General features: G+C 71.6%; 25 protein-coding genes. 18 read left to right on the top strand and 7 right to left on the bottom strand.

The annotated features are described in order from the left end of the window. Positions 1-268 precede the first annotated feature (268 nt). Both ACFW3D_RS05605 and ACFW3D_RS05600 read right to left on the bottom strand, forming a co-directional pair. Entirely contained in the window at positions 269-1591 is a 1323-nt protein-coding gene (locus tag ACFW3D_RS05605) for a D-arabinono-1,4-lactone oxidase (protein WP_500501638.1), read from the bottom strand. Then, entirely contained in the window at positions 1548-2795 is a 1248-nt protein-coding gene (locus ACFW3D_RS05600) for an MFS transporter (RefSeq protein WP_500501636.1), read from the bottom strand. The genes ACFW3D_RS05605 and ACFW3D_RS05600 overlap by 44 nt, the downstream gene beginning before the upstream one ends. A 137-nt stretch (positions 2796-2932) precedes the next feature. Between ACFW3D_RS05600 and ACFW3D_RS05595 the strand changes: the two genes are divergently transcribed. Continuing rightward, positions 2933-4066, top strand: a complete 1134-nt coding sequence (locus ACFW3D_RS05595; protein ID WP_500501633.1) for a ferrochelatase — start codon at positions 2933-2935, stop codon at positions 4064-4066. Between the two features lie 29 nt (positions 4067-4095). Then, positions 4096-4896: an inositol monophosphatase family protein gene (locus ACFW3D_RS05590; protein ID WP_500501630.1), complete on the top strand. Its 801-nt coding sequence runs from the start codon at positions 4096-4098 to the stop codon at positions 4894-4896. Positions 4897-4991: 95 nt separating this feature from the next. Here the strand turns inward: ACFW3D_RS05590 and ACFW3D_RS05585 are convergent, their stop codons facing one another. Further along, entirely contained in the window at positions 4992-5165 is a 174-nt protein-coding gene (locus ACFW3D_RS05585) for a hypothetical protein (RefSeq protein ID WP_018561851.1), read from the bottom strand. Between the two features lie 331 nt (positions 5166-5496). On the opposite strand from ACFW3D_RS05585, the gene ACFW3D_RS05580 reads away from it, so the two are divergent. From ACFW3D_RS05580 to ACFW3D_RS05565, 4 genes are all read left to right on the top strand, one after another. Next, a complete protein-coding gene (locus ACFW3D_RS05580; RefSeq protein ID WP_500501627.1) occupies positions 5497-6150 on the top strand; it encodes a response regulator transcription factor in 654 nt (217 codons plus the stop codon). 6 nt (positions 6151-6156) lie between these two features. Further along, positions 6157-7419 carry a sensor histidine kinase gene (locus ACFW3D_RS05575; protein WP_500501624.1) on the top strand — a complete coding sequence of 421 codons (1263 nt, stop codon included), beginning with the start codon at positions 6157-6159 and terminating at the stop codon, positions 7417-7419. Between the two features lie 398 nt (positions 7420-7817). Continuing rightward, a complete protein-coding gene (locus ACFW3D_RS05570) occupies positions 7818-8117 on the top strand; it encodes a DUF4193 domain-containing protein (protein WP_018561848.1) in 300 nt (99 codons plus the stop codon). A gap of 14 nt (positions 8118-8131) precedes the next feature. Next, positions 8132-8878: a hypothetical protein gene (locus tag ACFW3D_RS05565; protein ID WP_500501621.1), complete on the top strand. Its 747-nt coding sequence runs from the start codon at positions 8132-8134 to the stop codon at positions 8876-8878. Between the two features lie 42 nt (positions 8879-8920). Here ACFW3D_RS05565 and ACFW3D_RS05560 read toward each other — a convergent pair whose 3' ends face one another. Continuing rightward, complete coding sequence (locus ACFW3D_RS05560; protein ID WP_500501619.1) at positions 8921-9370, bottom strand: DUF3093 domain-containing protein; 450 nt, start codon at positions 9368-9370, stop codon at positions 8921-8923. 26 nt (positions 9371-9396) lie between these two features. Continuing rightward, on the bottom strand, positions 9397-10281 hold the full coding sequence (locus ACFW3D_RS05555) for an SDR family oxidoreductase (protein WP_500501616.1): 885 nt from the start codon (positions 10279-10281) through the stop codon (positions 9397-9399). Between the two features lie 105 nt (positions 10282-10386). On the opposite strand from ACFW3D_RS05555, the gene ACFW3D_RS05550 reads away from it, so the two are divergent. From ACFW3D_RS05550 to ACFW3D_RS05500, 11 genes are all read left to right on the top strand, one after another. Then, positions 10387-10992, top strand: coding sequence for a PaaI family thioesterase (locus ACFW3D_RS05550; RefSeq protein ID WP_500501613.1), 606 nt, complete (start codon positions 10387-10389; stop codon positions 10990-10992). After that, positions 10989-11522 carry a dUTP diphosphatase gene (gene dut, locus ACFW3D_RS05545; RefSeq protein WP_500501610.1) on the top strand — a complete coding sequence of 178 codons (534 nt, stop codon included), beginning with the start codon at positions 10989-10991 and terminating at the stop codon, positions 11520-11522. Before ACFW3D_RS05550 ends, dut begins: the two co-directional genes overlap by 4 nt. 1 nt (position 11523) lies before the next feature. Then, positions 11524-12288 (top strand): DUF3710 domain-containing protein, encoded by a 765-nt coding sequence (locus ACFW3D_RS05540; protein WP_500501606.1) that lies wholly within the window; start codon positions 11524-11526, stop codon positions 12286-12288. Positions 12289-12586: 298 nt separating this feature from the next. Then, entirely contained in the window at positions 12587-12676 is a 90-nt protein-coding gene (kdpF, locus tag ACFW3D_RS05535) for a K(+)-transporting ATPase subunit F (protein ID WP_500501603.1), read from the top strand. 10 nt (positions 12677-12686) lie between these two features. Beyond that, positions 12687-14348 (top strand): potassium-transporting ATPase subunit KdpA, encoded by a 1662-nt coding sequence (gene kdpA, locus ACFW3D_RS05530; protein WP_500501598.1) that lies wholly within the window; start codon positions 12687-12689, stop codon positions 14346-14348. A gap of 35 nt (positions 14349-14383) precedes the next feature. Then, a complete protein-coding gene (gene kdpB, locus ACFW3D_RS05525; protein WP_500501693.1) occupies positions 14384-16489 on the top strand; it encodes a potassium-transporting ATPase subunit KdpB in 2106 nt (701 codons plus the stop codon). A 20-nt stretch (positions 16490-16509) separates the two neighbouring features. Then, complete coding sequence (gene kdpC / locus ACFW3D_RS05520; protein WP_500501594.1) at positions 16510-17139, top strand: potassium-transporting ATPase subunit KdpC; 630 nt, start codon at positions 16510-16512, stop codon at positions 17137-17139. Between the two features lie 1096 nt (positions 17140-18235). Further along, entirely contained in the window at positions 18236-20779 is a 2544-nt protein-coding gene (locus ACFW3D_RS05515) for a DUF4118 domain-containing protein (protein WP_500501590.1), read from the top strand. A 58-nt stretch (positions 20780-20837) separates the two neighbouring features. Next, positions 20838-21521: a response regulator gene (locus tag ACFW3D_RS05510; protein WP_500501587.1), complete on the top strand. Its 684-nt coding sequence runs from the start codon at positions 20838-20840 to the stop codon at positions 21519-21521. A 39-nt stretch (positions 21522-21560) separates the two neighbouring features. Beyond that, a complete protein-coding gene (locus ACFW3D_RS05505; RefSeq protein WP_499514517.1) occupies positions 21561-21959 on the top strand; it encodes an OB-fold nucleic acid binding domain-containing protein in 399 nt (132 codons plus the stop codon). Between the two features lie 3 nt (positions 21960-21962). Beyond that, positions 21963-22721: a DUF3159 domain-containing protein gene (locus ACFW3D_RS05500; RefSeq protein WP_500501583.1), complete on the top strand. Its 759-nt coding sequence runs from the start codon at positions 21963-21965 to the stop codon at positions 22719-22721. 193 nt (positions 22722-22914) lie between these two features. Here ACFW3D_RS05500 and ACFW3D_RS05495 read toward each other — a convergent pair whose 3' ends face one another. Together ACFW3D_RS05495 and ACFW3D_RS05490 are read right to left on the bottom strand one after the other, a co-directional pair. Beyond that, a complete protein-coding gene (locus ACFW3D_RS05495; RefSeq protein ID WP_500501580.1) occupies positions 22915-23592 on the bottom strand; it encodes a potassium channel family protein in 678 nt (225 codons plus the stop codon). After that, on the bottom strand, positions 23589-24257 hold the full coding sequence (locus tag ACFW3D_RS05490; protein ID WP_326572008.1) for a potassium channel family protein: 669 nt from the start codon (positions 24255-24257) through the stop codon (positions 23589-23591). The genes ACFW3D_RS05495 and ACFW3D_RS05490 overlap by 4 nt, the downstream gene beginning before the upstream one ends. Before the next feature lie 138 nt (positions 24258-24395). On the opposite strand from ACFW3D_RS05490, the gene ACFW3D_RS05485 reads away from it, so the two are divergent. Continuing rightward, complete coding sequence (locus ACFW3D_RS05485; protein WP_500501576.1) at positions 24396-26447, top strand: APC family permease; 2052 nt, start codon at positions 24396-24398, stop codon at positions 26445-26447. Positions 26448-26515: the final 68 nt, after the last annotated feature.

The following is a 26515-nucleotide window of genomic DNA, read 5'->3' as shown; positions in this document are numbered from 1 at the left end:
GAGTTTCCCGGCGTGTCGGGCATGTGCCGTGACTCGCCGTTATGGCACGGTTACCTATTCGCGACGCTGAGTGACCAAACGAACCACTCGGCGTCAAGTGTCTCCGGTTCGATCGACGGCACCCCGGGACGAGTGCGCCGTCTCCCCCCGGAGCCAGGATTTGTCACAGTACTCCATTTGGGCCACGTCGGTGGGGCGCCGCGCCGTCGAACTTCGCGCACGCCAAGGGAGTTGGGGCGGGATCTTCACAAAAACCCCACAAGTGGAACTATTCGCCGAGCACCCGCCGCAGGTAGTCGTTGCGGAACAGCCGCTCCGGGTCCAGCCGGTCGCGCAGGGCGGTGAACTCCGCGAAGCGGGGGTAGACCTTGGCGAAGTAGTCCGCGTCCCGGGTGTGGATCTTGCCCCAGTGGGGGCGCCCCTGATGGGCGGTCATGATCTGCTCGACCGCCGTGAAGTACTCCTGGTACCGGCTGCCGCGGTACATGTGCACCGCGACGTAGGCGGTGTCCCGGCCCGAGGCCGTCGACAGCGCCATGTCGTCCGCAGGGGCGACCCGCACCTCCACGGGGAAGCTGATCCTGAACTCCGAGGACTCCACCATGGACTTCAGTTCGCGCAGCACCTCCACCGCGGCACCGCGCGGCACCGCGTACTCCATCTCCACGAAACGCACACGTCGTGGGTGGGTGAACACCTTGTACGGGACGTCGGTGTAACTGCGGGCCGACAGTGCCCGGCTGGAGACCTGGGCGATGCCCGGGATGAGGGAGGGGGCGGCCCGGCCCACGGCGCAGGCCGCCTGGAAGACCCCGTTGGACAGGAACTCGTCGTCGATCCAGCCGCGTACCCCCGGGACCGGGGCGGCGGGACCCTGGCTGCGGTTGTTCCGCTTGGTGTTGCAGCCGTCGGTGTGCGGGAACCAGTAGAACTCGAAGTGCTCGTTCTCCTCCACCAGTTGGTCGAACTCGGCGACCACCCGGTCGAAGCGCATGGGCTCCTCGCGCGCGGTGAGCAGGAAGAGCGGCTCCACCGCGAAGGTGATCGCGCTGACCACGCCGAGCGCGCCCAGCCCGATCCGGGCGGCGGCGAAGACCTCCGCGTTCTCGTCCGCCGAGCAGGTGAGCACCGAACCGTCGGCGAGCACCAGTTCCAGCGCCTTGATCTGGGCGGCTATGGAGCCCGAGTCGCGGCCCGTGCCGTGGGTGCCGGTGCTGGTCGCACCCGCCACGGTCTGCTCCATGATGTCGCCCATGTTGGTGAGCGACAGGCCCTCGGCGGCGAGCATCGCGTTGAGGTGCTTGAGCTGGACGCCCGCCTCCACCGTGATCGTGCCGGCCTCGCGGTCGATGCCCCGCACCGCGGTCAAGCGCTCGGGCCTGATCAGCACGCCCGAGGTCGCCGCCGTCGAAGTGAAGGAGTGCCCGGTGCCCACGGCTTTGGCCGGAAGCCCGTCCGCGGCCGCCTTGCGGACCACGGCCGCCAGTTCGTCCACCGAGGCGGGCGACTCGGTCCGTGCGGGCAGGGCCCGCACGTTGCCCGCCCAGTTACGCCATGTGGTCTTCCCGGCGGTCCTGCTCGTCGTAGCCATGCGTACGCGATCCCTCCAGCTCAGGCGCCGGCTCCAGCCGGCGGTACCCCAGGAAGGCCGCCACCACGGCGAGCGCCGCGGCGGAGGCGGGCACCGCGAACGCGGCCCGGGCCCCCGCCGCGTCGATCACCCACCCGGCAAGAGAGGCGCCGAGCGCCACACCGACCGCGAGTCCCGTGCTCGTCCACGTCATGCCCTCGGTCAGCTTCGCGCGCGGTACCAACTGCTCGACGAGGGCCATGGTGGTGACCATCGTCGGTGCGATGGACAGGCCCGCGACGAACAGCGCCACGGCCAGGAACGGCAAGTTCCCGACCAGTAGTGGCGGGATCATACTCACGCCCATGGCCGCCACGCCCAGCAGGAAGCGGCGGGAGGCCGTTCCCTTCGGCTTCATCAGGCCGAAAAGCACCCCCGCGAGGCAGGATCCCGCCGCGTAGACGGCCAGCACCACGCTCGCCGCGGCCTTGTGGCCCTGCTCCTCGGCGAAGGCCACGGTGTTCACGTCCACGGCTCCGAAGATCGCCCCGGTCGCGACGAAGGTCAGCACCAGCACCTGCAGTCCGCGCGAGCGCAGCGCGGAACCCGGGGTGTGCTGCTCGCGCGGGTGCGGCGGCGGCTCGGTGGCGCGCTGCGCGGTCAGCAGCACCACCCCGGCCGCCAGGAAGAGCACCGCCAGCAGCGGCCCCGCCTCCGGGAACCAGATCGTGCAGAGCCCGATCGACAGGATCGGGCCCACGATGAAGCAGACCTCGTCGACGACCGACTCGAAGGAGTAGGCGGTGTGCAGCAGCGCGGGCGACCCCCGGTGGATCATCGCCCAGCGCGCCCGCACCATGGCGCCCAGGCTCGGTGTCGTCCCCGCCAGCGCGACGCACGCGAAGAGCGTCCAGTCCGGGGCCCCGGTCCGTACGCAGACCAGCAGGCCCGCCACCGCCAGCACCGTGATCCCGGCGGCCGGGCGCAGCACCCGGCGCTGGCCGTACCGGTCGACCAGGCGGGAGACCTGCGGGCCCAGCGCCGCCGCGGCCAGCGCCAGGGTGGCCGCGAGCCCGCCCGCGATCCCGTAGCGGCCGGTGACCTGGGACATCATCGTCACGATGCCGATGCCGAGCATGGACAGCGGCATCCGGCCGATGAAACCGGCCGCCGAGAAACCCCTGGTCCCCGGGGTGGAGAAGATCGCGCGATAGGGACTGGACACGGGTGCTCCACGGCTTCGTCGCCGACGTCTCAAGGGGCTGGAGTAAGGAATGTGACTGCGTCACACAGCTTACAAAGCGGGCGCAAGCGATTTTCGCCGGTTCCTCGGCCGTCACCGCCGGGTGGCAGGATCGGAGCATGTCCGATCACACCGGGGCCGGCGCCGCCGCTCCGTACGACGCACTGCTCCTGCTGTCCTTCGGGGGGCCCGAGGGGCCCGACGACGTCGTCCCCTTCCTGGAGAACGTCACGCGCGGCCGTGGCATCCCCCGCGAGCGGCTGAAGGAGGTGGGGCAGCACTACTTCCTCTTCGGCGGGGTCAGTCCCATCAACGCGCAGAACCGCGAGCTGCTGGAGGCGCTGCGCAAGGACTTCGCCGAGCACGGCCTCGACCTGCCCGTCTACTGGGGCAACCGCAACTGGGCGCCCTACCTGACCGACACCCTGCGCGAGCTGACCGAGGACGGCCACCGCCGCGTGCTGGTCCTGGCCACCAGCGCGTACGCCTCCTACTCCGGCTGCCGGCAGTACCGCGAGAACCTCGCCGACTCCCTGGCCGCCCTCGAGGCCGAGGGCCGCGCGGTGCCCCGGGTGGACAAGCTGCGGCACTACTTCAACCACCCCGGCTTCGTCCGGCCCATGGTCGACGCGGTGCTGACCGCCCTCGCCGCGCTGCCCGAGGACGTCCGTGACGGGGCGCACCTGGCCTTCAGCACCCACTCGATCCCCACCGCGGCCGCGGACACCTCCGGCCGGCCCGAGGACCACACCGAGGACGGAGCCGGCGGCGCCTATGTCGCCGAGCACCTGGACACCGCCCGGGTGATCGCCGACGCCGTGCGCGAGGCCACCGGCACCGACCGTGCGTGGAAGCTCGTCTACCAGTCCCGCAGCGGCGCCCCCCACATCCCGTGGCTGGAGCCCGACATCTGCGACCACCTGGAGGAGCTGCACGCCTCCGGCGCCCCCGCCGCCGTCATGGTGCCGATCGGCTTCGTCTCCGACCACATGGAGGTCAAGTACGACCTCGACACCGAGGCGACCGCCAAGGCCGCCGAACTGGGCCTGCCCGTCGCCCGCGCGGCCACCGTGGGAGCGGACCCGCGCTTCGCCGCCGCCGTCCGCGAGCTGGTGCTGGAGCGCGCGGCCACCGAGCGGGGCCTGGCCCCCGAGCGGTGTGCGCTGGGCGCGCTCGGGCCCAGCCACGACGTGTGCCCCGTGGGGTGCTGCCCGGCCCGCAGCCCCCGGCCCGCAGCCGCGGGCGCCGAGTGACCGACCTACCCCAACGCACGAGGAGTGCCGTGACCGACCACCTCAAGGACGAACTCCTGGCCGTGGCCCTCGAGGCCGCCCGCAGGGCCGGCGAGCTGCTGCGCGACGGCCGCCCCGCCGACCTCGGCGTGGCCGCCACCAAGAGCAGCCCGATCGACGTCGTCACCGAGATGGACATCGCCGCGGAGAAGCTGATCACCTCCTTCATCGCCGAGCGCCGCCCGGACGACGGGCTCCTCGGCGAGGAGGGCGCCAGCACCGCCGGCACCAGCGGCGTCCGGTGGGTCATCGACCCGCTGGACGGCACCGTGAACTACCTCTACGGCCTGCCGTCGTGGGCCGTGAGCATCGCGGTCGAGCGGGACGGCGAGACGCTCGTCGGGGTCGTCGAGGCCCCCATGCGCGGCGAGAGCTACCGCGCGGTGCTGGGCCGGGGCGCGTGGGTCAACGACCGGCAGGCCACGGTCCGGCCGGCTCCCCCGCTGGACCAGGCGCTGATCGGCACCGGCTTCGGCTACCTGAAGGAGCGCCGCGTGGGGCAGGCGAGGGTGCTGCGCGAGCTGGTGCCGCAGGTGCGGGACATACGCCGTGGGGGATCCGCCGCCATCGACCTGTGCGACGTGGGCTGCGGCCGCCTCAACGCCTACTACGAGCGCGGCCTCAACCCGTGGGACTACGCGGCGGGCGCCCTGTTCGCCCGCGAGGCCGGCGCCCTGACCGGGGGCCGCCCGGGGGCGCCGGAGGCCACGGAGCTCACCGTCGCGGCCCCGCCGGGGCTGTTCGAGCCCCTGCAGCGGCTGCTCGACGAACTCGGCGCCTGGCACGACTGAGGCCCGTCGCAGGCCCCCGGCGGCGGGCACGCGAACGCCCCGGCACCTGTCCAGGTGTCCGGGGCGCGGCGTTCGGGCTGTGCCGTCCGGCGATCTCAGGCGATCTTGGGCAGCACCTGGACGCCGTGCTCGGCGGCGAGGCGGCGGAGGTCGGCCAGTTCGGCCTCCTCGACCTCGGCCAGGAACTCGTCCCCGTCCTCGCGGGCGCGCAGAAGGTCGGATTCGGTGCTGTGTATGCGCTGCAGGATTCCAGTGGTGAATGCGTCCATCAGGTGGCGCCCCCTCGTCGTCGTGGGTTGACACAGGGATATTCGGGTTCGTGCGATGTGCGGGGTCGTTCACAGGTCTTGTCGGGAGACCCCTCGGATCACACAGCGGCCACTGCCACGGGAGTTGCGGACGCCCTGCGGGCGTGATCGGGGGTGTGCAGTCGTCCTCCCCAGGCCCGCCGGAGGGGAAACCTCCGGGACGCGAAGAATTCCGTGCCGAGCCCTCTTACCCCTGTTTTACGGCGGTCCGGTGCAGGATGGAGGGGCGTTCGGCCTGCACAGGCGGGCCGTGCACGGCTCTTTGAGAAGTGCCTAGGGAAGGAACAGCGCCTTGCGCGTACTGGTCGTCGAGGACGAGCAACTGCTCGCCGATGCGGTAGCCACCGGACTGCGCCGTGAGGCCATGGCCGTCGACGTCGTCTACGACGGCGGTGCCGCCCTGGAGCGGATCGGGGTCAACGACTACGACGTCGTCGTCCTCGACCGCGACCTGCCGCTCGTCCACGGGGACGACGTGTGCCGCAAGCTGGTGGAACTGGGCCTGCCGACCCGCGTGCTGATGCTGACCGCCGCGGGCGACGTCAGCGACCGCGTCGAGGGCCTGGAGCTGGGGGCCGACGACTACCTCCCCAAGCCCTTCGCCTTCACCGAGCTCACCGCCCGGGTACGGGCCCTGGGACGCCGTACGACCGCGCCGCTGCCGCCCGTGCTGGAACGCTCCGGGATCAAGCTCGACCCCAACCGCCGCGAGGTGACCCGGGAGGGCCGGCAGGTCCACCTGGCACCCAAGGAGTTCGCGGTGCTGGAGGTGCTGCTGCGCAGCGAGGGTGCCGTGGTCTCCGCGGAGCAGCTGCTGGAGAAGGCCTGGGACGAGAACACCGACCCCTTCACCAACGTCGTGCGGGTCACCGTCATGACCCTGCGCCGCAAGCTCGGGGAGCCCGCGGTGATCGTCACCGTCCCCGGCTCCGGATACCGGATCTGATCCGCCGTGCCCGCGCCCTCGTCCTCGCCGACGACACCGCCCGCCTCGCAGGCCATCCCGCCCAAGCCCACCTGGGACCCGAAGCCGGCCGCCCGGCCGATGCCGCTGCTGCGGCCCACGATCCGGATAAGGCTCACCCTGCTCTACGGCGGCATGTTCCTGATCGCCGGAGTGATACTGCTGTGGATCATCTACATGCTGGCGGCCCAGGCCATCCGCCAGGGCACCGAGGCACAGTTCCACGTCGAGGCGGGCCGGCTGTCGCTCACCGGGCTGTGCCCCGAGCTGCCCACCGGCCCGACCAACCCGGACGCCTTCAACAAGGCGTACGTCCACTGCCTGGCCGTGCAGCGCGAGACCGCCCTGAACGTCCTGCTCAAGCGCTCGCTCTTCGCGCTCATCGGCCTCGCCGTGCTCGCCTTCGCCTTCGGCTACCTGCTGGCCGGCCGGGTGCTGGCGCCGCTGGGCCGCATCACCCGCACCGCGCGCGGCGTGGTGAGCTCCGACCTGACCCAGCGGATCCACCTGACCGGCCCGGACGACGAGCTCAAGGAACTGGCCGACACCTTCGACGACATGCTGGAGCGCCTGGAGCGGTCCTTCGACGCCCAGCGCCGCTTCGTCTCCAACGCCTCCCACGAGCTGAGAACGCCGCTGGCGATCACCCGCACGCTGCTGGAGGTCCAGCTCGCCGACCCCAACGCCTCCCCGGACATGGAGCAGCTGGGCAAGAACCTGCTCGCCACCAACACGCGCAGCGAGCAGCTGGTCGAGGGCCTGCTGCTGCTCGCCCGCAGCGACAACGAGATCGTCGACCGCAAGCCGGTGGACCTCGCGGAGGCGGCCACCCAGGCGCTGGAGCAGACCCGCAGCGAGGCCGCCGCCAAGGGCGTGGAGCTGCGCGCGGCGCTGGGCGAGGCCGTCGTGCAGGGCAACGGGGTGCTCCTGGAGCGCATCGCGCTGAACCTGGTGCAGAACGCCGTCCGGTACAACGTCGCCGAGGCGGGCTGGGTCGAGGTCACCACCGGCATCGAGCCGGGCTCCGCGGTCCTGACGGTCACCAACACGGGGCCGGTCGTCCCCGCGTACGAGATCGACAATCTGTTCGAACCGTTCCGCCGGCTGGGCAACGAGCGCACGGGCAGTGACAAGGGCGCGGGTCTCGGGCTCTCCATCGCCAAGTCCGTCGCCCGGGCCCACGGCGGCACGATCTCCGCGGTCCCCCGCGAGGGAGGTGGCCTGGTCATGCGGGTCGTCATCCCCGTGTGAGCAGTCCCACGACACCCCCGGGGGCGTGTTCGCTTTGCGCGGAATTTTGCGGTCTGCGCGCCCCCGGGGCATGCTGTGAGCGATCACACATACGATTCCGGCCTCGGGTACTCTGCGTGATTGCGACCTCCGGGAAAAGAGCGGAAAAATCCATGTTTCCGCAGGTCATGATCACGGGAAGTACACGTGGAGGCGCGAGCAAGGTGCGACAAGTGGGCCGTTTCCGGTCATCACCGGCAGCGGATGCGATCACCTCTTCGGGGGTGCGGTTGGGTGTCGATTGAGTAACGGCACTTGATGTAAGGCAAAATCTCCGCTTCGGGCCGGGCACAAGACCGGCCTCCCATGCGTTACGTGCGCTGGAGACACCGCAGACACCCAGAGGGGGAGAGCGATACATGGCTACTGATTACGACACCCCACGCAAGACCGACGATGACGTCAACGAGGACAGCATCGAGGAACTGAAGGCCAGGCGGAACGACAAGTCGACCTCAACGGTCGACGTGGACGAGTTCGACCAGGCCGAGTCCCTGGAACTGCCCGGAGCCGACCTCTCCAATGAGGAGCTGTCGGTCCGGGTGCTGCCCAGGCAGGCGGACGAGTTCACCTGCATGAGCTGCTTCCTCGTGCACCACCGCAGCCAGCTGGCCACGGAGAAGAACGGCAACCCGATCTGCCGCGACTGCGCGGCCTGACGGGCAGCCGGACCGTGGCGAGCGACGACGAGCGAGGCCACGAGGCCTCGCTCGCGGGCGCCTCGGAGGGGCCGGCGGGCGACCTCGTCCCGCTCCGTCCCCCCGGCCGTGCCGCACGGGCACGCGCGCGCGCCAAGGCGGCGCTGAACACCTTCGTCGACGGGCTGCTCGAGACGGCCCCGAGGGTCCCCGTCAGGGACCTGGAGACGCTTCGGCGCCAGTTCCCCGGGCTCGGGCCCGAGGAACTGGCCGACAAGCTGGTGAGCGCCGCCACGATGGGCACCGCGACGGTCGGCGCCGGCATCGGCGCCGCCGCCATGCTGCCCACCCCGCCGGCCATGCCGGCGGAGCTGGCCTCGGAGACCCTCGGGGTCGCCCTGGTCGAGTACAAGCTCATCGCCGAGCTGCACGAGGTCTACGGGCTTCGCGCCCCGGGCACGCTGCGGCAGCGGTCGGTGATGTACCTCGCCGAGTGGACCGAGCGGCGCGGGATCGACTTCTCCAAGCCGTCCACGCTGAACATCGCCCTCGGCGGCAGGATGAAGCGCGAGCTGCGCCAGCAGCTCATGAAGCGCACCATGCGCAACCTGCCGACGCTGACCCCGTTCATGGTCGGCGCGGCCGTCGGTGCCGTGATGAACCGGCGCGACACCAAGAAGCTCGCCGAGCAGATCCGCAAGGACCTGCGGGCCCGCCAGGTGCCCTGGGGGCTGCTGTCCGCGGAGGAGGAGTCCCCGCCCGCGCTCGGGCCCGGCGGCTGACCCGCCAGGCCCCGGGCGCCCCGTTCCGGGGCGCCGGCCCGCTCAGACGCGTACGTCCCGCAGGGCCGCCGCCAAGCGCTCGGGCGAGCGGGTCGACAGATACAGGTACGGCGTCGGGTCGTCCGGGTCGGTGACCTCGACCTTCAGCGCCGTCGGCACATAGGCGCGCAGCAGCATGAACGCGCGCGGATCGGCCTTGTACGACCGCCAGGCCAGGGCCTCGTCCCGGTCCAGCACCGTGGCCTCGCCGAGCGCCGTCACCGGGATCTTCGCGTCCCCGGCCACCAGCGAGCCGGCGACCACCCGCAGCCGCGGGGAGCCGTACGCGCTGACCAGGGCCGCCCCGGCGGCCGTGCCGCCCACCAGCCCGCCGAGCAGCACCAGGGGCCCGAAGGGCAGCAGGATCAGCGCCAGCGAGACGCCCGCGCCGACGGCGAGGCCCCACCACGAACGCGGCGCGGTCAGCCGCTCCTCATAGCTCATGACGGTCATGGCACCCAGCTTGTCATGCTGTTCGGTCAGCGCCCGCCCCGGGACCGCAGCCTCGTCAGCGCGTGCGCGGCGCGCGGGGGACGCCGCAGCCCCGTGGCGACCTGCTTGGCCCAGTCGGTCGCGGCGGTCGGCAGGGCGGCGTCCAGGACGGCGGAGGACCGGGCGTCGGAGCCCACGAGGTAGCGGGGGAGCGGTCGGGGCGCCGTGAGCGCCTTCAGGACGGTGCGCGCCACCGGACGCGGCGAGGGCAGCTCCCGCTTGATCATCTCCTCGGCGGCCTCGTACTGGTGCCGGTAGGCCGAGTTGCGGCGCTGCGGCAGCCGGCTCGCGCCGCGCTGCCAGATGTCCGTGCCGTACGAGCCGGGCTCCACCAGCACGACCTTGACCCCGAACGGGGCCGCCTCCATCCGCAGCGCGTCCGTCATCGCCTCCAGGCCCTGCTTGCTGGCGCAGTACCAGCCGAGCAGCGGCATCGAGACCCGCCCGGAGATCGACGAGATGTTGACGATCCGCCCCGCCCGCCGGGCCCGCATCGTGGGCAGCACCAGACGGGCGATGCGCGCCGGGGCCACCAGGTTGGTCTCCAGCTGCTGCCGCACCTGCTCGTCGTCCACGTCCTCGATGGCGCCGGGCTGGGCGATCCCCGCATTGTTCACCACCGCCCACGGGCCGCCGTCCGTCATCGTGGCGATCTCCGTGAACGCCCGGACGGAGGACGTGGCGTCCGTGACGTCCAGGAGCACGGTGCGCACCGACGCGCCGGTGCGCCCCACCGCCTCCCGCAAGGCCTCCGCCTTCTCCTGGCTGCGTACCGTCCCGATGACGTCGAAACCGGCGTGGGCCAGTTCGAGGGCGGTGGCGAGGCCGATCCCGCACCCGGCTCCTGTGACGACGACGGACCTGGGGGTCATGTGGTGCTCCAAGGGAGGGTGCTCCGGTGATGGGCGGGCCGCGGGGCCGGAAGGACAACGGCCGGGCGGCGGGAAACGATCCCGCAGGAGGGTAGGGTCTCCCGCGTGAGTGGAGCTACGACCGACGCCGGCCCGGACCGTCCGGGCCTGACGCCGCCGCGCGACGCCGTCGCGCCGGAGCGGCACCCCGACGCCCCCGCCCCCGGTGAACCGCTGGGCGCGCACTACGACCACTGCTTCGGCTGTGGCGGGGCGCAGCCGCACGGTCTGCACCTGGAGGCCAGGGCCGGTGAGGGCGTCAGCGTGACCGCCGAGTTCACGGTGCAGCCCGCCCACCAGGGTGCCCCGGGCCTGGCGCACGGCGGGGTGCTGGCCACGGCGCTCGACGAGACGCTCGGCTCACTCGCCTGGCTGCTGCGCACCATCGCCGTGACAGGCCGCCTGGAGACCGACTTCGTGCAGCCGGTGCCGGTCGGCGCCACCCTCCACCTGGAGGCCCGCTGCACCGCCGTGGCCGGGCGCAAGATCTACTCCACCGCGGTCGGCCGCATCGGCGGCCCGGACGGCCCCGTCGCGGTCCGCGCGGACGCGCTGTTCATCGAGGTCAAGCTGGAGCACTTCACCGACAACGGCCGCCCCGACGAGATCCGCGCCGCGATGTCGGACCCCGATCAGGTCAAGGTCGCGCGCGCCTTCGAGGTGAACCCGTGAGCGGCGGCGCTCGCCCCCCGGTCGACGTCCTCATCCACCGTTTGCACGAGGACGTCCCGATTCCTTCGTACGGTCACCCTGGCGACGCCGGGGCCGACCTCGTCACCACCGAGGCGGCCGAACTGGCCCCCGGTGAACGCGCCGTACTGCCCACGGGGGTGTCGATCGCGCTGCCGGACGGCTACGCCGCCTTCGTGCACCCGCGCTCGGGCCTCGCCGCGAGGTGCGGAGTGGCCCTCGTGAATGCCCCGGGAACGGTTGATGCCGGGTACCGTGGGGAGATCAAGGTGATCGTGGTGAACCTGGACCCGCGCGAGAGCGTACGGTTCGCAGCAGGGGACCGGATCGCCCAACTGGTCGTCCAGCAGGTCGAGCGGGTCCGCTTCCACGAGGTGGCGGAGCTGCCCGGCTCCGCACGGGCGGCGGGGGGCTTCGGCTCCACGGGGGGTCATGCCGCGGTGGATGGCTCGCCGGTCGGTCCGTCCGGCAATGGATACGCATCGGTCATCGCTGACCGGGAAGGACAGTGACGTGTTCCGTCGTCGTCGCAAGGAGCGCGGAGACGCCCTCGACGAGCTCGAGGCCGAGAGCCCTGACGAGCTGGCCGAAGACGCCGAGGAGTCGGACGACTCCATGGAGTCCCGTCGGTACAACCTTCCGCCCGCCCCCAGGCCGGACGGCCCGTGGGACGTGAGCGAGGTCAGGGACCCGGCCGAGGGCCGGGTCGACCTGGGAGGCCTCTTCGTGCCCGGTGTACAGGGCATGGAACTGCGCGTCGAGGTGGCCGGGGAGTCCATCGTCGCCGCGACCGTGGTGCTCCGGGAGAGCGCCGTCCAGCTGCAGGGCTTCGCCGCCCCCAAGTCGGAGGGCATCTGGGGCGAGGTCCGCGACGAGATCGCGTCCGGCATCACCAAGCAGGGCGGCATCGTCGACGAGGTCGAGGGCCCGCTGGGCTGGGAGCTGCGCGCCCAGGTCCCGGTGCAGCTGCCCAACGGCGCCAACGGCGTCCAGGTCGTGCGCTTCGTCGGCTGTGACGGCCCGCGCTGGTTCCTGCGGGGCGTCATCTCCGGGCAGGGCGCCGTCCAGCCCGAGACCGCGGGCCTGCTGGAGCAGATCTTCCGCGACACCGTCGTCGTCCGCGGCGAGTCGCCGATGGCACCGCGCGACCCGATCGTGCTGAAGCTGCCCAACGACGCCCAGATGGTGCCCGAGGGCATCGCCCAGGAAGAGAGCGGCCGCTTCTCGGACGGCATCGACCCGATGCGCCGCGGACCGGAGATCACCGAGGTGCACTGAACCCCGGGGCCCAGCGCCCCGGCCGCGCCGAACGCCCGTGGGCCGATCTGTGACAACAGGTCGGCCCACGGGCGTTTTTGCAGGTCAGCGGGGTGACCGTCAAAGGCCCGTCAAGGCGCCGCGAGGGCTCGTATGGAAGCCGTCAACGGCGTCCGCGCGCGGCGGGAACGGAGGTTTCCTGGCCTGGTCGACGTGTTGTCCAGAACTAGGAGCACACGATGACCGACCTGGCCTTCGTGGTCGTCACGATCGCGGTCTTCGCGCTGATCGCCCTCATCGCCAAGGGGGTGGCGAAGCTGTGAGCGCCGAGAACATCACCGGCCTCGTCGTCGCCGGCGCCCTGTTGGTCTACCTGGTCCTGGCGCTCGTCCGGCCCGAGAGGTTCTGAGGTCCCGGACATGAGCCCCATCACCGCTGACGTGCTCCAGGTCACCGCCCTCGTCGTGGCGCTGGCGCTGGTGTACCGCCCGTTCGGCGACTACATGGCGGCCGTCTACAGCTCCGGCCGGCACCTGCGGGCCGAGCGGCTGGTCTACCGCTGCCTCGGCGCCGACCCGGACGCCGAGATGCGCTGGCCGGCCTACCTCAGGGCGGTGCTGGCCTTCTCCTTGGTGGGCGTGCTGTTCCTGTACCTGTTCCTGCGGGTCCAGAACCACCTCCCGCTGTCGCTGGGCTTCGCGGCCATCACGCCCGACCAGGCCTTCAACACCGCCGCCTCGTTCGTGACCAACACGAACTGGCAGTCGTACATGGGCGAGAACGCCATGGGCCACGCCGCCCAGACCGCGGGCCTGGCCGTGCAGAACTTCGTCTCGGCTGCGGTCGGCATGGCCGTGGCCGTGGCGCTGGTGCGCGGCTTCGTCCGCTCCCGCACCGGCGAGCTCGGCAACTTCTGGACCGACATGGTCCGCGGCACCGTCCGCATCCTGCTGCCCGTGGCGTTCGTCGCCGCGATCGTGCTGGTGGGCTTCGGGGCGATCCAGAACTTCGCCGGCTGGCACGAGATCACCACCCTCGCCGGTGGTCACCAGACGCTGACCGGCGGCGCGGTGGCCTCCCAGGAGGCCATCAAGGAGCTCGGCACCAACGGCGGCGGCTTCTACAACGCCAACTCCGCGCACCCCTTCGAGAACCCGGACGCGTTCACCAACCTCTTCGAGATCTTCCTGATGCTGGTGATCCCGTTCTCGCTGACCCGCACCTTCGGGAAGATGGCCGGGAACCCCAGGCAGGGCTATGCGCTGCTGTCCGCGATGGGCCTGATCTGGATCGGCTTCGTGACCCTGATGACCTGGGTCGAGACCGCCCACCCCGGCTCGGCGAACCAGATCGCCGGCGCCGCCCTGGAGGGCAAGGAGCAGCGCTTCGGCGTCGGCGCCTCGTCGCTGTTCGCGGTGAGCACCACCCTGACGTCGACCGGCGCGGTGGACTCCTTCCACTCCTCCTTCACCGGCCTCGGCGGAGGCATCGCCCTGCTCGGCATGATGCTGGGCGAGATCGCCCCCGGCGGTGTCGGCTCCGGCCTCTACGGCATCCTGATCATGGCGGTCATCGCGGTGTTCATCGCCGGTCTGATGGTCGGCCGCACCCCGGAGTACCTGGGCAAGAAGATCGGTACCCGCGAGATCAAGCTCGCCGCCCTCTACATCCTCGTCACCCCGGCCGTCGTGCTGGTCTTCACCGCCCTGGCGATGGCCCTGCCGACCCCGCCGCACTCCATCCTCAACAGCGGGCCGCACGGCTTCTCCGAGGTGCTGTACGCCTACACCTCGGCCGGCAACAACAACGGCTCCGCCTTCGCGGGCCTGAGCGCCAACACGCGGTGGTACAACACCACGCTCGGCCTCGCGATGCTCCTCGGCCGCTTCGTGCCGATGGTCTTCGTCCTGGCCCTGGCCGGCTCGCTCGCCGGGCAGAAGCCGGTGCCCGCCACCGCGGGCACCCTGCGCACCGGGAAACCGCTCTTCGCGGGCCTGCTCGTCGGCGCGATCCTGATCATCACCGGTCTGACCTACTTCCCGGCGCTCGCCCTCGGCCCGCTGGCGGAGGGCCTGTCATGAGCCGCACCACCACCCCCATCCCCGCAGAGGAAACCATGTCCACCGACACGTCCGTGCGCGCCCCCGGGGGAGGACCGGCACCGCACACCCCGGACGCGGGCCACGGCGCCCGCGTCACGGTCGGTCTCTTCGACCCGGCCCAGCTGCTGCGGTCCCTCCCGGACGCGCTGCGCAAGCTCGACCCCCGGGTGATGATCAAGTCGCCCGTCATGTTCGTCGTCCTGATCGGCTCGGTGCTCACCACCGTGCTGGCGGTGCTCTCCCCGGCCGAGTGGTTCGGCTGGGCGATTGCCGCGTGGCTCTGGCTCACCGTGATCTTCGCCAACCTGGCGGAGGCCGTCGCCGAGGGCCGCGGCAAGGCGCAGGCCGACACCCTGCGCCGGGCCAAGACCGACACCGTGGCCCGCCGGCTCGTGGACGGCGCCGAGGAGCGCGTTCCCGGCACCGGACTGCGCGTCGGCGACCTCGTGGTCTGCGAGGCCGGCGATGTCATCCCGGGTGACGGCGATGTCGTGGAGGGTGTCGCGTCGGTCGACGAGTCGGCGATCACGGGTGAGTCGGCTCCGGTGATCAGGGAGTCCGGTGGTGACCGTTCGGCGGTGACGGGCGGTACGAAGGTGCTGTCGGACCGGATCGTCGTGCGCATCACGACCAAGCCCGGTGAGACCTTCATCGACCGGATGATCGCGCTGGTGGAGGGCGCGGCCCGGCAGAAGACGCCCAACGAGATCGCGCTGAACATCCTGCTGGCCTCGCTGACCGTCGTCTTCCTGCTCGCGGTCGTCACCCTCCAGCCGTTCGCGATCTACGCGGGCGCCGAGCAGTCGATGATCGTCCTGGTGGCGCTGCTGGTCTGCCTCATTCCGACGACGATCGGCGCCCTGCTGTCGGCGATCGGCATCGCCGGCATGGACCGCCTGGTGCAGCGCAACGTGCTCGCCATGTCCGGACGCGCCGTCGAGGCCGCCGGCGACGTGTCCACGCTGCTGCTGGACAAGACCGGCACCATCACTCTCGGCAACCGCCAGGCCGCGGAGTTCCTGCCCGTGCCGGGCGCGGACCCGGCGGGGCTCGCCGACGCGGCGCAGCTGTCGTCGCTGGCGGACGAGACGCCCGAGGGCCGTTCCGTCGTCGTCCTGGCGAAGGAGAAGTACGGCCTGCGCGAACGGCACGAAGGCGAGCTCGGCCACGCCGAGTTCGTGCCCTTCACCGCGCAGACCCGGATGTCCGGCGTCGACGTCGACGGCCGCCAGGTCCGCAAGGGCGCGGCCGGCGCGATCGCCGCCTGGGTCACCAACAACGGCGGCACCGTCGCCCCCGACGCACAGCGCACCGTCGACACCATCTCCGCCGCCGGCGGCACCCCGCTGCTCGTCGCGGTCAAGGACGCGCAAGGCGCCCGTGTGCTGGGCGTGATCCACCTCAAGGACGTCGTCAAGGAGGGCATGCGGGAGCGGTTCGACGAGCTGCGGCGGATGGGCATCCGCACGGTCATGATCACGGGTGACAACCCGCTGACGGCCAAGGCGATCGCCGACGAGGCCGGGGTGGACGACTTCCTGGCGGAGGCGACGCCCGAGGACAAGATGGCGCTGATCAAGCGGGAGCAGGCGGGCGGCAAGCTCGTCGCGATGACCGGTGACGGCACCAACGACGCCCCGGCGCTGGCCCAGGCCGACGTGGGCGTGGCCATGAACACCGGCACCTCGGCCGCCAAGGAGGCCGGGAACATGGTGGACCTGGACTCCAACCCCACCAAGCTGATCGAGATCGTGGAGATCGGCAAGCAGCTGCTCATCACGCGCGGCGCGCTGACCACGTTCTCCATCGCCAACGACGTCGCGAAGTACTTCGCGATCATCCCGGCGATGTTCGCGGTCGTCTACCCGGGCCTGGACAAGCTCAACATCATGCAGCTGTCCTCGCCCCAGTCCGCGATCCTGTCCGCGGTCGTCTTCAACGCGCTGATCATCGTCGCCCTGGTGCCGCTCGCCCTGCGCGGTGTGCGCTACCGGCCGACCAGCGCCGACCGGATGCTCCGCCGCAACCTCGCGATCTACGGACTCGGCGGCCTGGTCGCCCCGTTCATCGGCATCAAGCTGATCGACATGCTCATCTCCCTGATCCCCGGCATCCACTGACGCGAGGCGGGCAGAGAACCATGAACACATCCGCACGCAACTCCGCCCGGCTGCTCTGGAGCGCCCTGCGCGCGCTGCTGGTGCTGACCGTCGTCCTCGGCGTCGTCTACCCGCTCGCGGTGTGGGGGGTTGCCCAGGCGGCCTTCCACGACCAGGCCAACGGCTCCGAGGTGAAGGTCGGCGGCAGGGTCGTCGGCTCCACACTGATCGGCCAGAACTTCACCACCGGCAAGGACTTCGCCCCGGACCCCAGGTGGTTCCAGCCGCGTCCCTCGGCCGCCGACGCGGGCGCCGGAGCCGGGCCGTACGACCCGACCTACACCGGCGCGTCCAACCTGTCGGTCACCGGGAAGCCCCTCACCGACCTGGTGAAGGAACGCAAGAAGGAAGTCGCCGCCTTCAACGGAGTCCCGCAGTCCGAGGTCCCCGCGGACGCGGTCCAGGCGTCCGGCTCCGGCCTGGACCCGGACATCTCCCCGGCCTACGCGGCCATCCAGACCGCACGCGTTGCCAAGGCCAACGGGCTGAGCACCGCCCAGGTCGCCCGGCTGGTCGAGGAGCACACCGACGGACGGCAGTTCGGCATCCTCGGCGAGCCGACCGTCAACGTCCTGGAGCTCAACATCGCGCTGGAGCACCTCGCCCGCTGACCCACCGCGTCAATGCGGCTGCGGCGACCCGCGCACGGCCCGCACCTCGTGGCCGCTGCCGGGGCGGCGGCCATGTGGGATGACTCGCCGGGCGGGAACGGGCGCCGGGGCGGCCGCGCGGCAACGCCGTCAACGTGCGACGCGGCCGCCCCGGTGATCCCCCCCACGGAAGGGAGGCCTTCGCGGACGCGGTGCCGGCACCCTGGCCCGGAATCCCCACCGCCGTCCGGATCCGGACCGGGGTGGCACGTGCCGCCGCTGCTCAGCGGTGACGGTGTGCGCCATTCCGCCGCCCCCTCCGCACCGCCGAGCGGCCTGCTCGGGCCTCCCTCCGTGCGCCCACTCTCTCCCCGCCGGCCACGTCCCGGGCCCTTCGTTGGCGGCCCCCTGACGACGAACCCCCCGCGCTTGACGCCATCCTGACGTGACCCGCCCCAGGGCCCGCGGCTCCGCGCAGCAGGTCCGCCGGAGCGGTGGTGCTTCCGGCACCGGGACGGAGGACGGCCACCGGCGGCCCCGGCCGGCGCGGGGAAGCCGACCGAGGTGACCAGGTACGCCGCTGTGCTGACCCGCGGAAGCTGCCGCCGGGTGCCGCAGCCCGTCGGTCCGCGGCGCCGCGGCTTCCCGGCACCCCGGTGGCCCGCGAACGCCGACATCAGGGGTGCCGAGCACGGCGACGGAGAGTTGCGCGAGCAGTACGGTCAGCGCCTGCTGAATCCGCGCACCGGTGCCGCACCGCGGGGCGCTGGCGGCCGCGTACCGGCCGCCCATCAGGCACACCACCGGAACCCCCCGCGACCACCCCGGGGGTCCGACCGGAGGTGCCCCAGGCCGCTGCCCGCGGCGGTCGCGATGCCCGCTGGTGGCCGGTCCCGCAGCCCCGCGCCCCACCGGCTACCCCGGGGAGCGCGCCGCCGCTGAGCGGGGCCAGGTCAGCGGCGGCGGCCTGCGTGGCGTACGTCGAGGAAGGCGTCAAGGACGCGTCAACGTGTTCCCCGCAGGAACATCACGCCCGATTTGTCCGCTGCTGGGACCATAGGATTCTTAGTGTCGGACGCGCCCGGAAGGGGCACGCCACGAGGCGGAACGTGGAGCCATGGCACGCGGGACTTTGCGGATATACCTGGGGGCGGCCCCGGGAGTGGGCAAGACCTACGCGATGCTCTCCGAGGCCCACCGGCGTCTGGAGCGGGGCACCGACGTCGTCGTCGCCTTCGTCGAGCACCACAAGCGTGCCCGCACCGAGGTCATGCTGCACGGCCTGGAGGTCGTGCGGCGCAAGGAGATCGAGTACCGGGACGCCGTCTTCACCGAGATGGACGTCGACGCGGTGCTCGCGCGCCGTCCCGAGGTCGCCCTCGTCGACGAGATGGCGCACACCAACATCCCCGGCAGCCGCAACGAGAAGCGCTGGCAGGACATCGAGGAACTGCTCCAGGCCGGCATCAACGTCATATCGACGGTGAACATCCAGCACCTGGAGTCGCTCGGCGACGTCGTCGAGTCGATCACCGGCATACGCCAGCGCGAGACCGTGCCGGACGAGGTGGTCCGGCGGGCCGACCAGATCGAGCTGGTCGACATGTCGCCGCAGGCACTGCGCCGCCGCATGGCGCACGGCAACATCTACGCCTCCGACAAGGTCGACGCGGCCCTGTCCAACTACTTCCGGCCCGGCAACCTCACCGCGCTGCGCGAGCTGGCCCTGCTGTGGGTGGCCGACCGGGCCGACGAGTACCTGCGGCAGTACCGCACCGACCACCGGATCTCCGCCACCTGGCAGGCCCGGGAACGCATCGTGGTCGGCCTCACCGGGGGCCCGGAGGGGCGGACGCTGATCCGGCGCGCGGCGCGGATGGCCGCCAAGGGCGCGGGCGGGGAGATCCTCGCCGTCCACATCGCGCGCAGCGACGGGCTGACGGCCGGCTCGCCGAAGGAGCTCGCCGTCCAGCGCACCCTCGTCGAGGACCTCGGCGGTTCGTTCCACCACGTCGTCGGCGACGACGTCCCCGGCGCCCTGCTGGACTTCGCCCGCGGCGTCAATGCCACCCAGGTCGTGCTCGGCACCAGCCGCCGGCCCGCGTGGCAGTACGTCTTCGGGCCGGGCGTCGGCGCGACCGTGGCTCGCGAGTCCGGACCCGACCTCGACGTGCACATCGTCACCCACGAGCACGCCGCCAAGGGCCGTGGACTGCCCGTGGCGCGCGGCGCCCAGCTCGGCCGCTCCAGGGTGATCGCAGGCTGGCTGACCGGGGTGCTCGGCCCCGCGCTGCTCTGTCTGGTCCTCACCCAGCTGCACCCGGCCCTCGGCATCGCCACCGACATGCTGCTGTTCATGACCCTGACGGTCGCGGCGGCCCTCATCGGCGGCCTCTATCCGGCACTGGTCTCGGCGGTCGGCGGGTCGCTGCTGCTGAACTACTTCTTCGCCCCGCCCCTGCACACCTTCACCATCGCCCAGCCCGAGAACCTGATCGCCATCGTGATCTTCGTGGTGGTCGGCGTCGCGGTGGCCTCCGTGGTGGACCTGGCGGCACGCCGCACCCACCAGGCCGCCAGACTCCAGTCCGAGGCCGAGATCCTGTCGTACCTGGCCGGCAGCGTGCTGCGCGGCGAGCACTCCCTCGACGCCCTGCTGGAGCGGGTCCGGGAGACCTTCGGCATGGAGGCCGTCTCACTGCTGGAGCGGGCCAGCGAGCACGACGCGTGGACCTGCGCCGCCGGCGTCGGCAGCCGGCAGTGCCTGCGCCCCGAGGACGCGGACGTGGAGGTGCCGGTCAGCGACAACCTCTCCCTCGCCCTCGTCGGACGGGTGCTGCCCGCCTCCGACCGCCGGGTGCTCTCCGCCTTCGCGGCCCAGGCCGCCGGCGTCCTGGACCGGCAGCGGCTGGAGGACGAGGCCGCCAGGGCCCACAAACTCGCCGAGGGCAACCGCATCCGCACCGCCCTGCTCGCCGCCGTCTCCCACGACCTGCGCACCCCCCTCGCCGCCATCAAGGCGGCCGTCAGTTCGCTGCGCTCCGACGACGTCGCCTGGTCCGAGGAGGACGAGGCCGAGCTCCTGGAGGGTATCGAGGAGGGCGCGGACCGGCTCGACAACCTGGTCGGCAACCTCCTCGACATGTCCCGCCTGCAGACCGGCACCGTCACCCCGCTGATCCGCGAGGTGGACCTCGACGAGGTCGTCCCCAAGGCCCTGCGCGGCGTCCCCGCCGGCAGCGTCACCCTGGACGTCCCCGAGAGCCTCCCGATGGTCTCCGTCGACCCCGGGCTCCTCGAGCGCAGCGTCGCCAACATCGTCGAGAACGCCGTCAAGTACAGCCCGGCCGGCGCCCAGGTGCTGGTCGCCGCCAGCGCCCTCGGGGGCCACGTCGACCTGCGCGTCGTCGACCGCGGACCCGGTGTCCCTGACGCCGCCAAGGAACGGATCTTCGAGCCCTTCCAGCGGTACGGCGACGCCCCCCGCGGCAACGGCGTGGGCCTCGGCCTCGCGGTGGCCCGCGGCTTCGCCGACGCCATGGGCGCCACCCTGCAGCCCGAGGACACCCCGGGTGGCGGCCTGACGATGGTGCTCACCCTCCCCGCCGCGCCCGGCAGCATCCCCACCGCCCCGGACCTCCCTGCCGAGGCGACGACCTGACCGTGCCCGCACCGCACCCCCGCTCCACCCCCCTCACCGTGAAGGAAAGGCAGGCTCCATGAACCGGGTGCTCGTGGTCGACGACGAGCCGCAGATCGTGCGCGCTCTCGTGATCAACCTGCGGGCCCGCAAGTACGAGGTCGACGCCGCCCACGACGGCGCCACCGCGCTGCAGCTCGCCGCCGCCCGTCACCCCGACGTCATCGTGCTCGACCTCGGACTGCCCGACATGGACGGCGTCGAGGTGATCCGCGGGCTGCGCGGCTGGACCCGGGTGCCGATCATCGTGCTCTCCGCCCGCCAGGCCTCCGACGAGAAGGTCGAGGCCCTCGACGCGGGCGCCGACGACTACGTCACCAAGCCCTTCGGCATGGACGAGCTGCTGGCCCGGCTGCGCGCCGCGGTCCGCCGCGCCACGCCCGGCGGTCCCGAGGACGGTGCCGCGACGGTGGAGACCGAGTCCTTCACCGTGGACCTCGCCGCCAAGAAGGTCAACCGCGACGGCGCCGACGTCCGGCTCACCCCCACCGAGTGGCACCTGCTGGAGGTCCTGGTCCGCAACACGGGCCGTCTGGTCAGCCAGAAGCAGCTGCTCCAGGAGGTCTGGGGCCCGTCCTACGGCACCGAGAGCAACTACCTGCGGGTCTACATGGCCCAGTTGCGGCGCAAGCTCGAGACCGACCCCGCGCACCCGCGGCACTTCATCACGGAACCGGGCATGGGGTACCGCTTCGAGAAGTGATCGGTGATCCGTTCACCCGGGCCCGGTACCCTTCCAGGTATGAGTGGTACCACCCGTTCGGACCGGCCGGCCGGCCGCTTCCGCAGGATGCTCGACCGATTGTCCAGTTCCCAGGAGGAGCTGCACTCCGACGAGCTGCGGCAGGACACCGCGGACGTCGGGTGCACCCGGATCTGCGACTGCTCCGACCGCGACATAGTGACCGTGACCGGTACACTGCGCGCTGTCACCCTGCGGCCGAGGGCCGGTGTGCCGGCCCTGGAGGCCGAGCTGTTCGACGGTTCCGCACCACTGGACGTGGTGTGGCTCGGCCGGCGCAGCATCGTCGGCATCGAGCCGGGCCGCAGGATCATCGCGTCGGGGCGGATCTCCATGAACCGCGGCCGTCCGGTGCTGTTCAATCCCAAGTACGAGTTGCGTCCGGTCGGACAGGAGTAGCCGGTGGCGTCGATCGACAAGCGGACCGGGGCACAGCCCACGACCGGGGCCGAGGAAGGCCCGGAGCACGACGCGGCCGCCTCGAAGGCGGCGGCCGACCACGCGCTCCTGGAGGCCTTCGGCGGCGTCTGGGGCATGATCGACACGACGGTGCCCGGCCTCGTCTTCGTCCTGATCTACACGATCAACCGGGACATCCACACCTCGGCCATCGCCGCACTGGGCCTCTCCCTGGTGCTGGCACTGGCCCGCCTGGTGCGCCGGCAGACCCTCAAGCACGCCTTCAGCGGCGTCTTCGGCGTCGCCTTCGGCGCGGTGTTCGCGATGATGTCCGGCGACGCGAAGAACTTCTACCTGCCGGGCATGCTGTACACCCTCGGGCTCGCGGTCGCCTACGTGGTCTCCGCCCTGGTGAAGTACCCGCTGATCGGGCTGCTGCTCGGCCCGATCCTCAAGGAGAACCTGTCCTGGCGGACCCGGAACCCGGGCCGGCTCGTCGCGTACACCAAGGCCACCTGGGCCTGGGGCATCATCCTGCTCGTCAAGTCGGCGATCCTCTTCCCGCTCTACTTCTGGGGGAACGCCACCCAGCTCGGCTGGGTCAAGGTCGCCCTCGGCATCCCGCCGTTCCTGCTCTGCGTCTACCTGACCTGGATCTTCCTGGCCAAGGCGCCGCCGCCGATCGACGTGATCGCGGAGATGGAGGAGGCCGAGCGCGCCGAGAAGGCCGAGCGCGCCGCCAAGGAGGCCGCCAGCAACTGACCCGGCGCCGCGCGCCGGCAGCGGCGAACGCACGAGGGGCGGCCGGAACCCGCGGGTTCCGGCCCGCCCGCCCCCCCCCACTCCCGCCCCCCCAACCCCCCCCCGCCCCCCGCGGCCGCCCCGGCCCCCCCGCCGGGGGCGGCCGCCCCCCCCGGGCCCCCCCCCCCCCCCTCGTCGTACATCCCGCGGAGCGCTACGCCCCGGCCTCGCCGCTGCGCACCGAGAGCAGGTCCTCCAGCTGCTCCTCGCGGTGCGGGGCCGCGACGAACAGCAGCTCGTCGCCCGCCTCGAGCGCGTCGTCCTTGGAGGGGGTGAGCACACGGTGGCCGCGGATGATCGTGACCAGCGAGGTGTCCTCCGGCCAGGCGACCTCCCCGACCCGGGTGCCCACCAGCGCGGCCTCCTCCGGGAGGGTCAGCTCGACCAGGTTCGCGTCGCCCTGACTGAAGCGCATCAGCCGGACGAGGTCGCCGACGCTCACCGCCTCCTCCACCAGGGCCGACATCAGGCGCGGGGTGGAGACGGCCACGTCCACGCCCCAGGCCTCGTTGAACAGCCACTCGTTCTTCGGGTTGTTCACCCGGGCGACGACCCGCGGGACGCCGTACTCGGTCTTGGCGAGCAGCGAGACGACCAGATTGACCTTGTCGTCACCGGTGGCGGCGATCACCACGTTGCAGCGCTGCAGCGCGGCCTCGTCCAGTGACGTGATCTCGCAGGCGTCGGCCAGCAGCCACTCCGCCTGGGGGACCCGCTCCACCGAGATCGAGCTCGGGTTCTTGTCGATCAGCAGGACCTCGTGGCCGTTCTCCAGCAGCTCGCCCGCGATCGAGCGGCCGACCGCCCCCGCCCCGGCAATGGCGACCCTCATCGGTGCGCCTCCTCGGGGCCCTTGGCGAACGCCGCCTCGACCTGTTCGACCTCGCCGGTGCGCATCATCACGTGCACCAGGTCGCCTTCCTGCAGGACCGTCTCCGAGGTGGGGAGCATCGCCTCGCCCAGCCGGGTGAGGAACGCCACGCGCACGCCCGTCTCCTCCTGGAGCCTGCTGATCTTGTGGCCCACCCAGGCGGTGTCCGTGTGCACCTCGGCGAGCTGCACACCCCCGCTCGGGTCGCGCCACAGCGGCTCGGCGCCGGACGGCAGCAGCCGGCGCAGCATCTGGTCGGCGGTCCACCGGACGGTGGCGACGGTGGGGATGCCCAGACGCTGGTACACCTCCGCACGCCGCGGGTCGTAGATGCGCGCGGCGACGTTCTCGATACCGAACATCTCACGGGCCACCCGGGCCGCGATGATGTTGGAATTGTCACCACTGCTGACGGCCGCGAAAGCGCCCGCCTCCTCGATGCCGGCCTCGCGCAGCGTGTCCTGGTCGAATCCGACCCCGGTCACGCGGCGCCCGCTGAACCCGGAGCCCAGGCGGCGGAACGCCGTCGGGTCCTGGTCGACCACGGCCACTGTATGACCTTGCTGCTCAAGGGAGTGCGCGAGAGTGGAACCCACTCGCCCACACCCCATAATCACGACGTGCACGACCGTCCTTCCGGCTGCCAACAATTCCGGGCCGATCCCTCTCAGGGTCTCAGACCGCGCCCAAAGCTACACACGCACGTAACCCCTTGATAGGTGGGCGGCGGATCGGAAATCTTGACGATCCTCTAACATCGCGGGGTGTCCAAACTGACCGACCTTCCGAAACGGATCCTGATCGGGCGGGCGCTCCGCAGCGACAGGCTCGGAGAGACGCTCCTCCCCAAGAGGCTGGCGCTCCCCGTCTTCGCCTCCGACCCGCTGTCCTCCGTGGCGTACGCGCCCGGAGAGGTGCTCCTGGTCCTGTCGATCGCGGGAGTGTCGGCCTACCACTTCAGCCCCTGGATCGCGGTCGCGGTCGTCGTGCTGATGTTCACCGTCGTCGCCTCGTACCGGCAGAACGTGCACGCCTACCCCTCCGGCGGCGGCGACTACGAGGTCGCGACGACCAACCTGGGGCCCCGGGCCGGGCTCACCGTGGCCAGCGCGCTGCTGGTGGACTACGTCCTCACCGTGGCCGTGTCGGTCGCCTCCGGCGTGGAGAACCTGGGCTCGGCCGTGCCGTTCTTCGTCGAGCACAAGGTGCTGGGCGCCATCGGCATGATCGTCCTGCTCATGCTGATGAACCTGCGCGGCGTGCGCGAGTCGGGCACGATCTTCGCCATCCCCACCTACGCCTTCGTCTTCGGCGTCTTCTGCATGCTGGCCTGGGGCATCTTCCGGATCGCGACCGGCCACGAGATGCACGCCCCCACCTCCGGCTTCACGATCAAGGCCGAGCACGGCAACCTCGCGAATTTCGCGCTGGTCTTCCTGCTGCTGCGGGCCTTCTCCTCCGGCTGTGCCGCGCTCACCGGCGTCGAGGCGATCAGCAACGGCGTGCCCGCCTTCCGCAAGCCGAAGTCGAAGAACGCCGCCACGACCCTGACGCTGATGGGCGTCCTGGCCGTCACCATGTTCTGCGGCATCATCGCGCTCGCCATCAACACCAATGTGCGCATGGCCGAGAACCCGGCCGCCGACCTGCTCGTCGACGGCAAGCCGGTCGGCCCCGGCTACACCCAGGACCCGGTGATCGCCCAGGTCGCCTCCGCCGTGTTCGGCGACGGGTCGATCCCCTTCGTCTTCCTGGCCGGCGCCACCGCGCTCGTCCTGTTCCTGGCCGCCAACACCGCGTACAACGGCTTCCCGGTGCTCGGCTCGATCCTCGCCCAGGACCGCTACCTGCCTCGCCAGCTGCACACCCGCGGCGACCGGCTCGCCTTCAGCAACGGCATCGTCCTGCTCGCCGCCTTCGCCTGCGTGCTGGTCTACATCTACGGGGCCGACTCGACCCGGCTGATCCAGCTCTACATCGTCGGCGTCTTCGTCTCCTTCACCCTCAGCCAGATCGGCATGGTCCGGCACTGGAACCGGCACCTGGCCACCGAGACCGACCCGGCCGTGCGCCGCCACATGATCCGTTCCCGGGCGATCAACACCTTCGGCGCCTTCTTCACCGGGCTCGTCCTCGTCGTCGTGCTGCTCACCAAGTTCACGCACGGCGCCTGGGTCGCCGTCCTGGGCATGGTGCTCTTCTACGGCATGATGACGGCCATCCGGCGCCACTACGACCGGGTCTCCAGCGAGCTCGCGGCCGCCGAGGAGCGCAGCGAGGAGGAGGTCAAGCCCTCCCGCGTGCACTCCATCGTCCTGGTCTCCAAGGTGCACAAGCCCACGCTGCGGGCCCTGTCGTACGCCAAGCTCTTCCGGTCGGACACACTGGAGGCGCTCAGCATCAACGTGGACCCGGCCGACACCAAGGCCCTGCAGGCCGAGTGGCACCGGCGCGGCATCGAGGTGCCGCTGAAGGTGCTGGACTCGCCGTACCGCGAGATCACCCGGCCGATCATCGACTACGTCAAGAGCCTGCGCCGCAGCAGCCCGCGCGACGTCGTCTCGATCTTCATCCCGGAGTACGTGGTCGGGCACTGGTACGAGCATCTGCTGCACAACCAGAGCGCGCTGCGGCTCAAGGGCCGGCTGCTGTTCACCCCCGGCGTCATGGTCACCTCCGTGCCCTGGCAGCTGGAGTCCTCGGAGCGTGCCAAGCTGCGGGCCCGCAAGGGCGCCGAGTGGAACGCGCCGGGCTCCGTGCGGCGCGGCGAGGTGGGTCCGGCCAAGCGGCGCCGGGAGCCCAGCGGCCGGGCGTGAACCGGGGGCGGCGACGGGCCGTAGACTTGTCAGCTGCTCGTTCTTCGCCGTCCCCGTGTCCCCTCGTG

It is taken from the genome of Streptomyces sp. NPDC058864 (assembly GCF_042742985.1).
Lineage (GTDB): Bacteria > Actinomycetota > Actinomycetes > Streptomycetales > Streptomycetaceae > Actinacidiphila.
The sequence above is the reverse complement of the archived record's forward strand: the minus strand, read 5'-3'. Positions and strand labels throughout refer to the sequence as shown.

Coding starts and splice junctions, on each gene's coding strand:
- ACFW3D_RS05605 (WP_500501638.1), bottom strand. CDS start 1,591: ATGGCTACGACGAGCAGGACCGCCGGGAAGACCACATGGCGTAACTGG.
- ACFW3D_RS05595 (WP_500501633.1), top strand. CDS start 2,933: ATGTCCGATCACACCGGGGCCGGCGCCGCCGCTCCGTACGACGCACTG.
- ACFW3D_RS05585 (WP_018561851.1), bottom strand. CDS start 5,165: ATGGACGCATTCACCACTGGAATCCTGCAGCGCATACACAGCACCGAA.
- ACFW3D_RS05570 (WP_018561848.1), top strand. CDS start 7,818: ATGGCTACTGATTACGACACCCCACGCAAGACCGACGATGACGTCAAC.
- ACFW3D_RS05560 (WP_500501619.1), bottom strand. CDS start 9,370: ATGACCGTCATGAGCTATGAGGAGCGGCTGACCGCGCCGCGTTCGTGG.
- ACFW3D_RS05555 (WP_500501616.1), bottom strand. CDS start 10,281: ATGACCCCCAGGTCCGTCGTCGTCACAGGAGCCGGGTGCGGGATCGGC.
- kdpA (WP_500501598.1), top strand. CDS start 12,687: ATGAGCCCCATCACCGCTGACGTGCTCCAGGTCACCGCCCTCGTCGTG.
- kdpB (WP_500501693.1), top strand. CDS start 14,384: ATGTCCACCGACACGTCCGTGCGCGCCCCCGGGGGAGGACCGGCACCG.
- kdpC (WP_500501594.1), top strand. CDS start 16,510: ATGAACACATCCGCACGCAACTCCGCCCGGCTGCTCTGGAGCGCCCTG.
- ACFW3D_RS05515 (WP_500501590.1), top strand. CDS start 18,236: ATGGCACGCGGGACTTTGCGGATATACCTGGGGGCGGCCCCGGGAGTG.
- ACFW3D_RS05510 (WP_500501587.1), top strand. CDS start 20,838: ATGAACCGGGTGCTCGTGGTCGACGACGAGCCGCAGATCGTGCGCGCT.
- ACFW3D_RS05505 (WP_499514517.1), top strand. CDS start 21,561: ATGAGTGGTACCACCCGTTCGGACCGGCCGGCCGGCCGCTTCCGCAGG.
- ACFW3D_RS05495 (WP_500501580.1), bottom strand. CDS start 23,592: ATGAGGGTCGCCATTGCCGGGGCGGGGGCGGTCGGCCGCTCGATCGCG.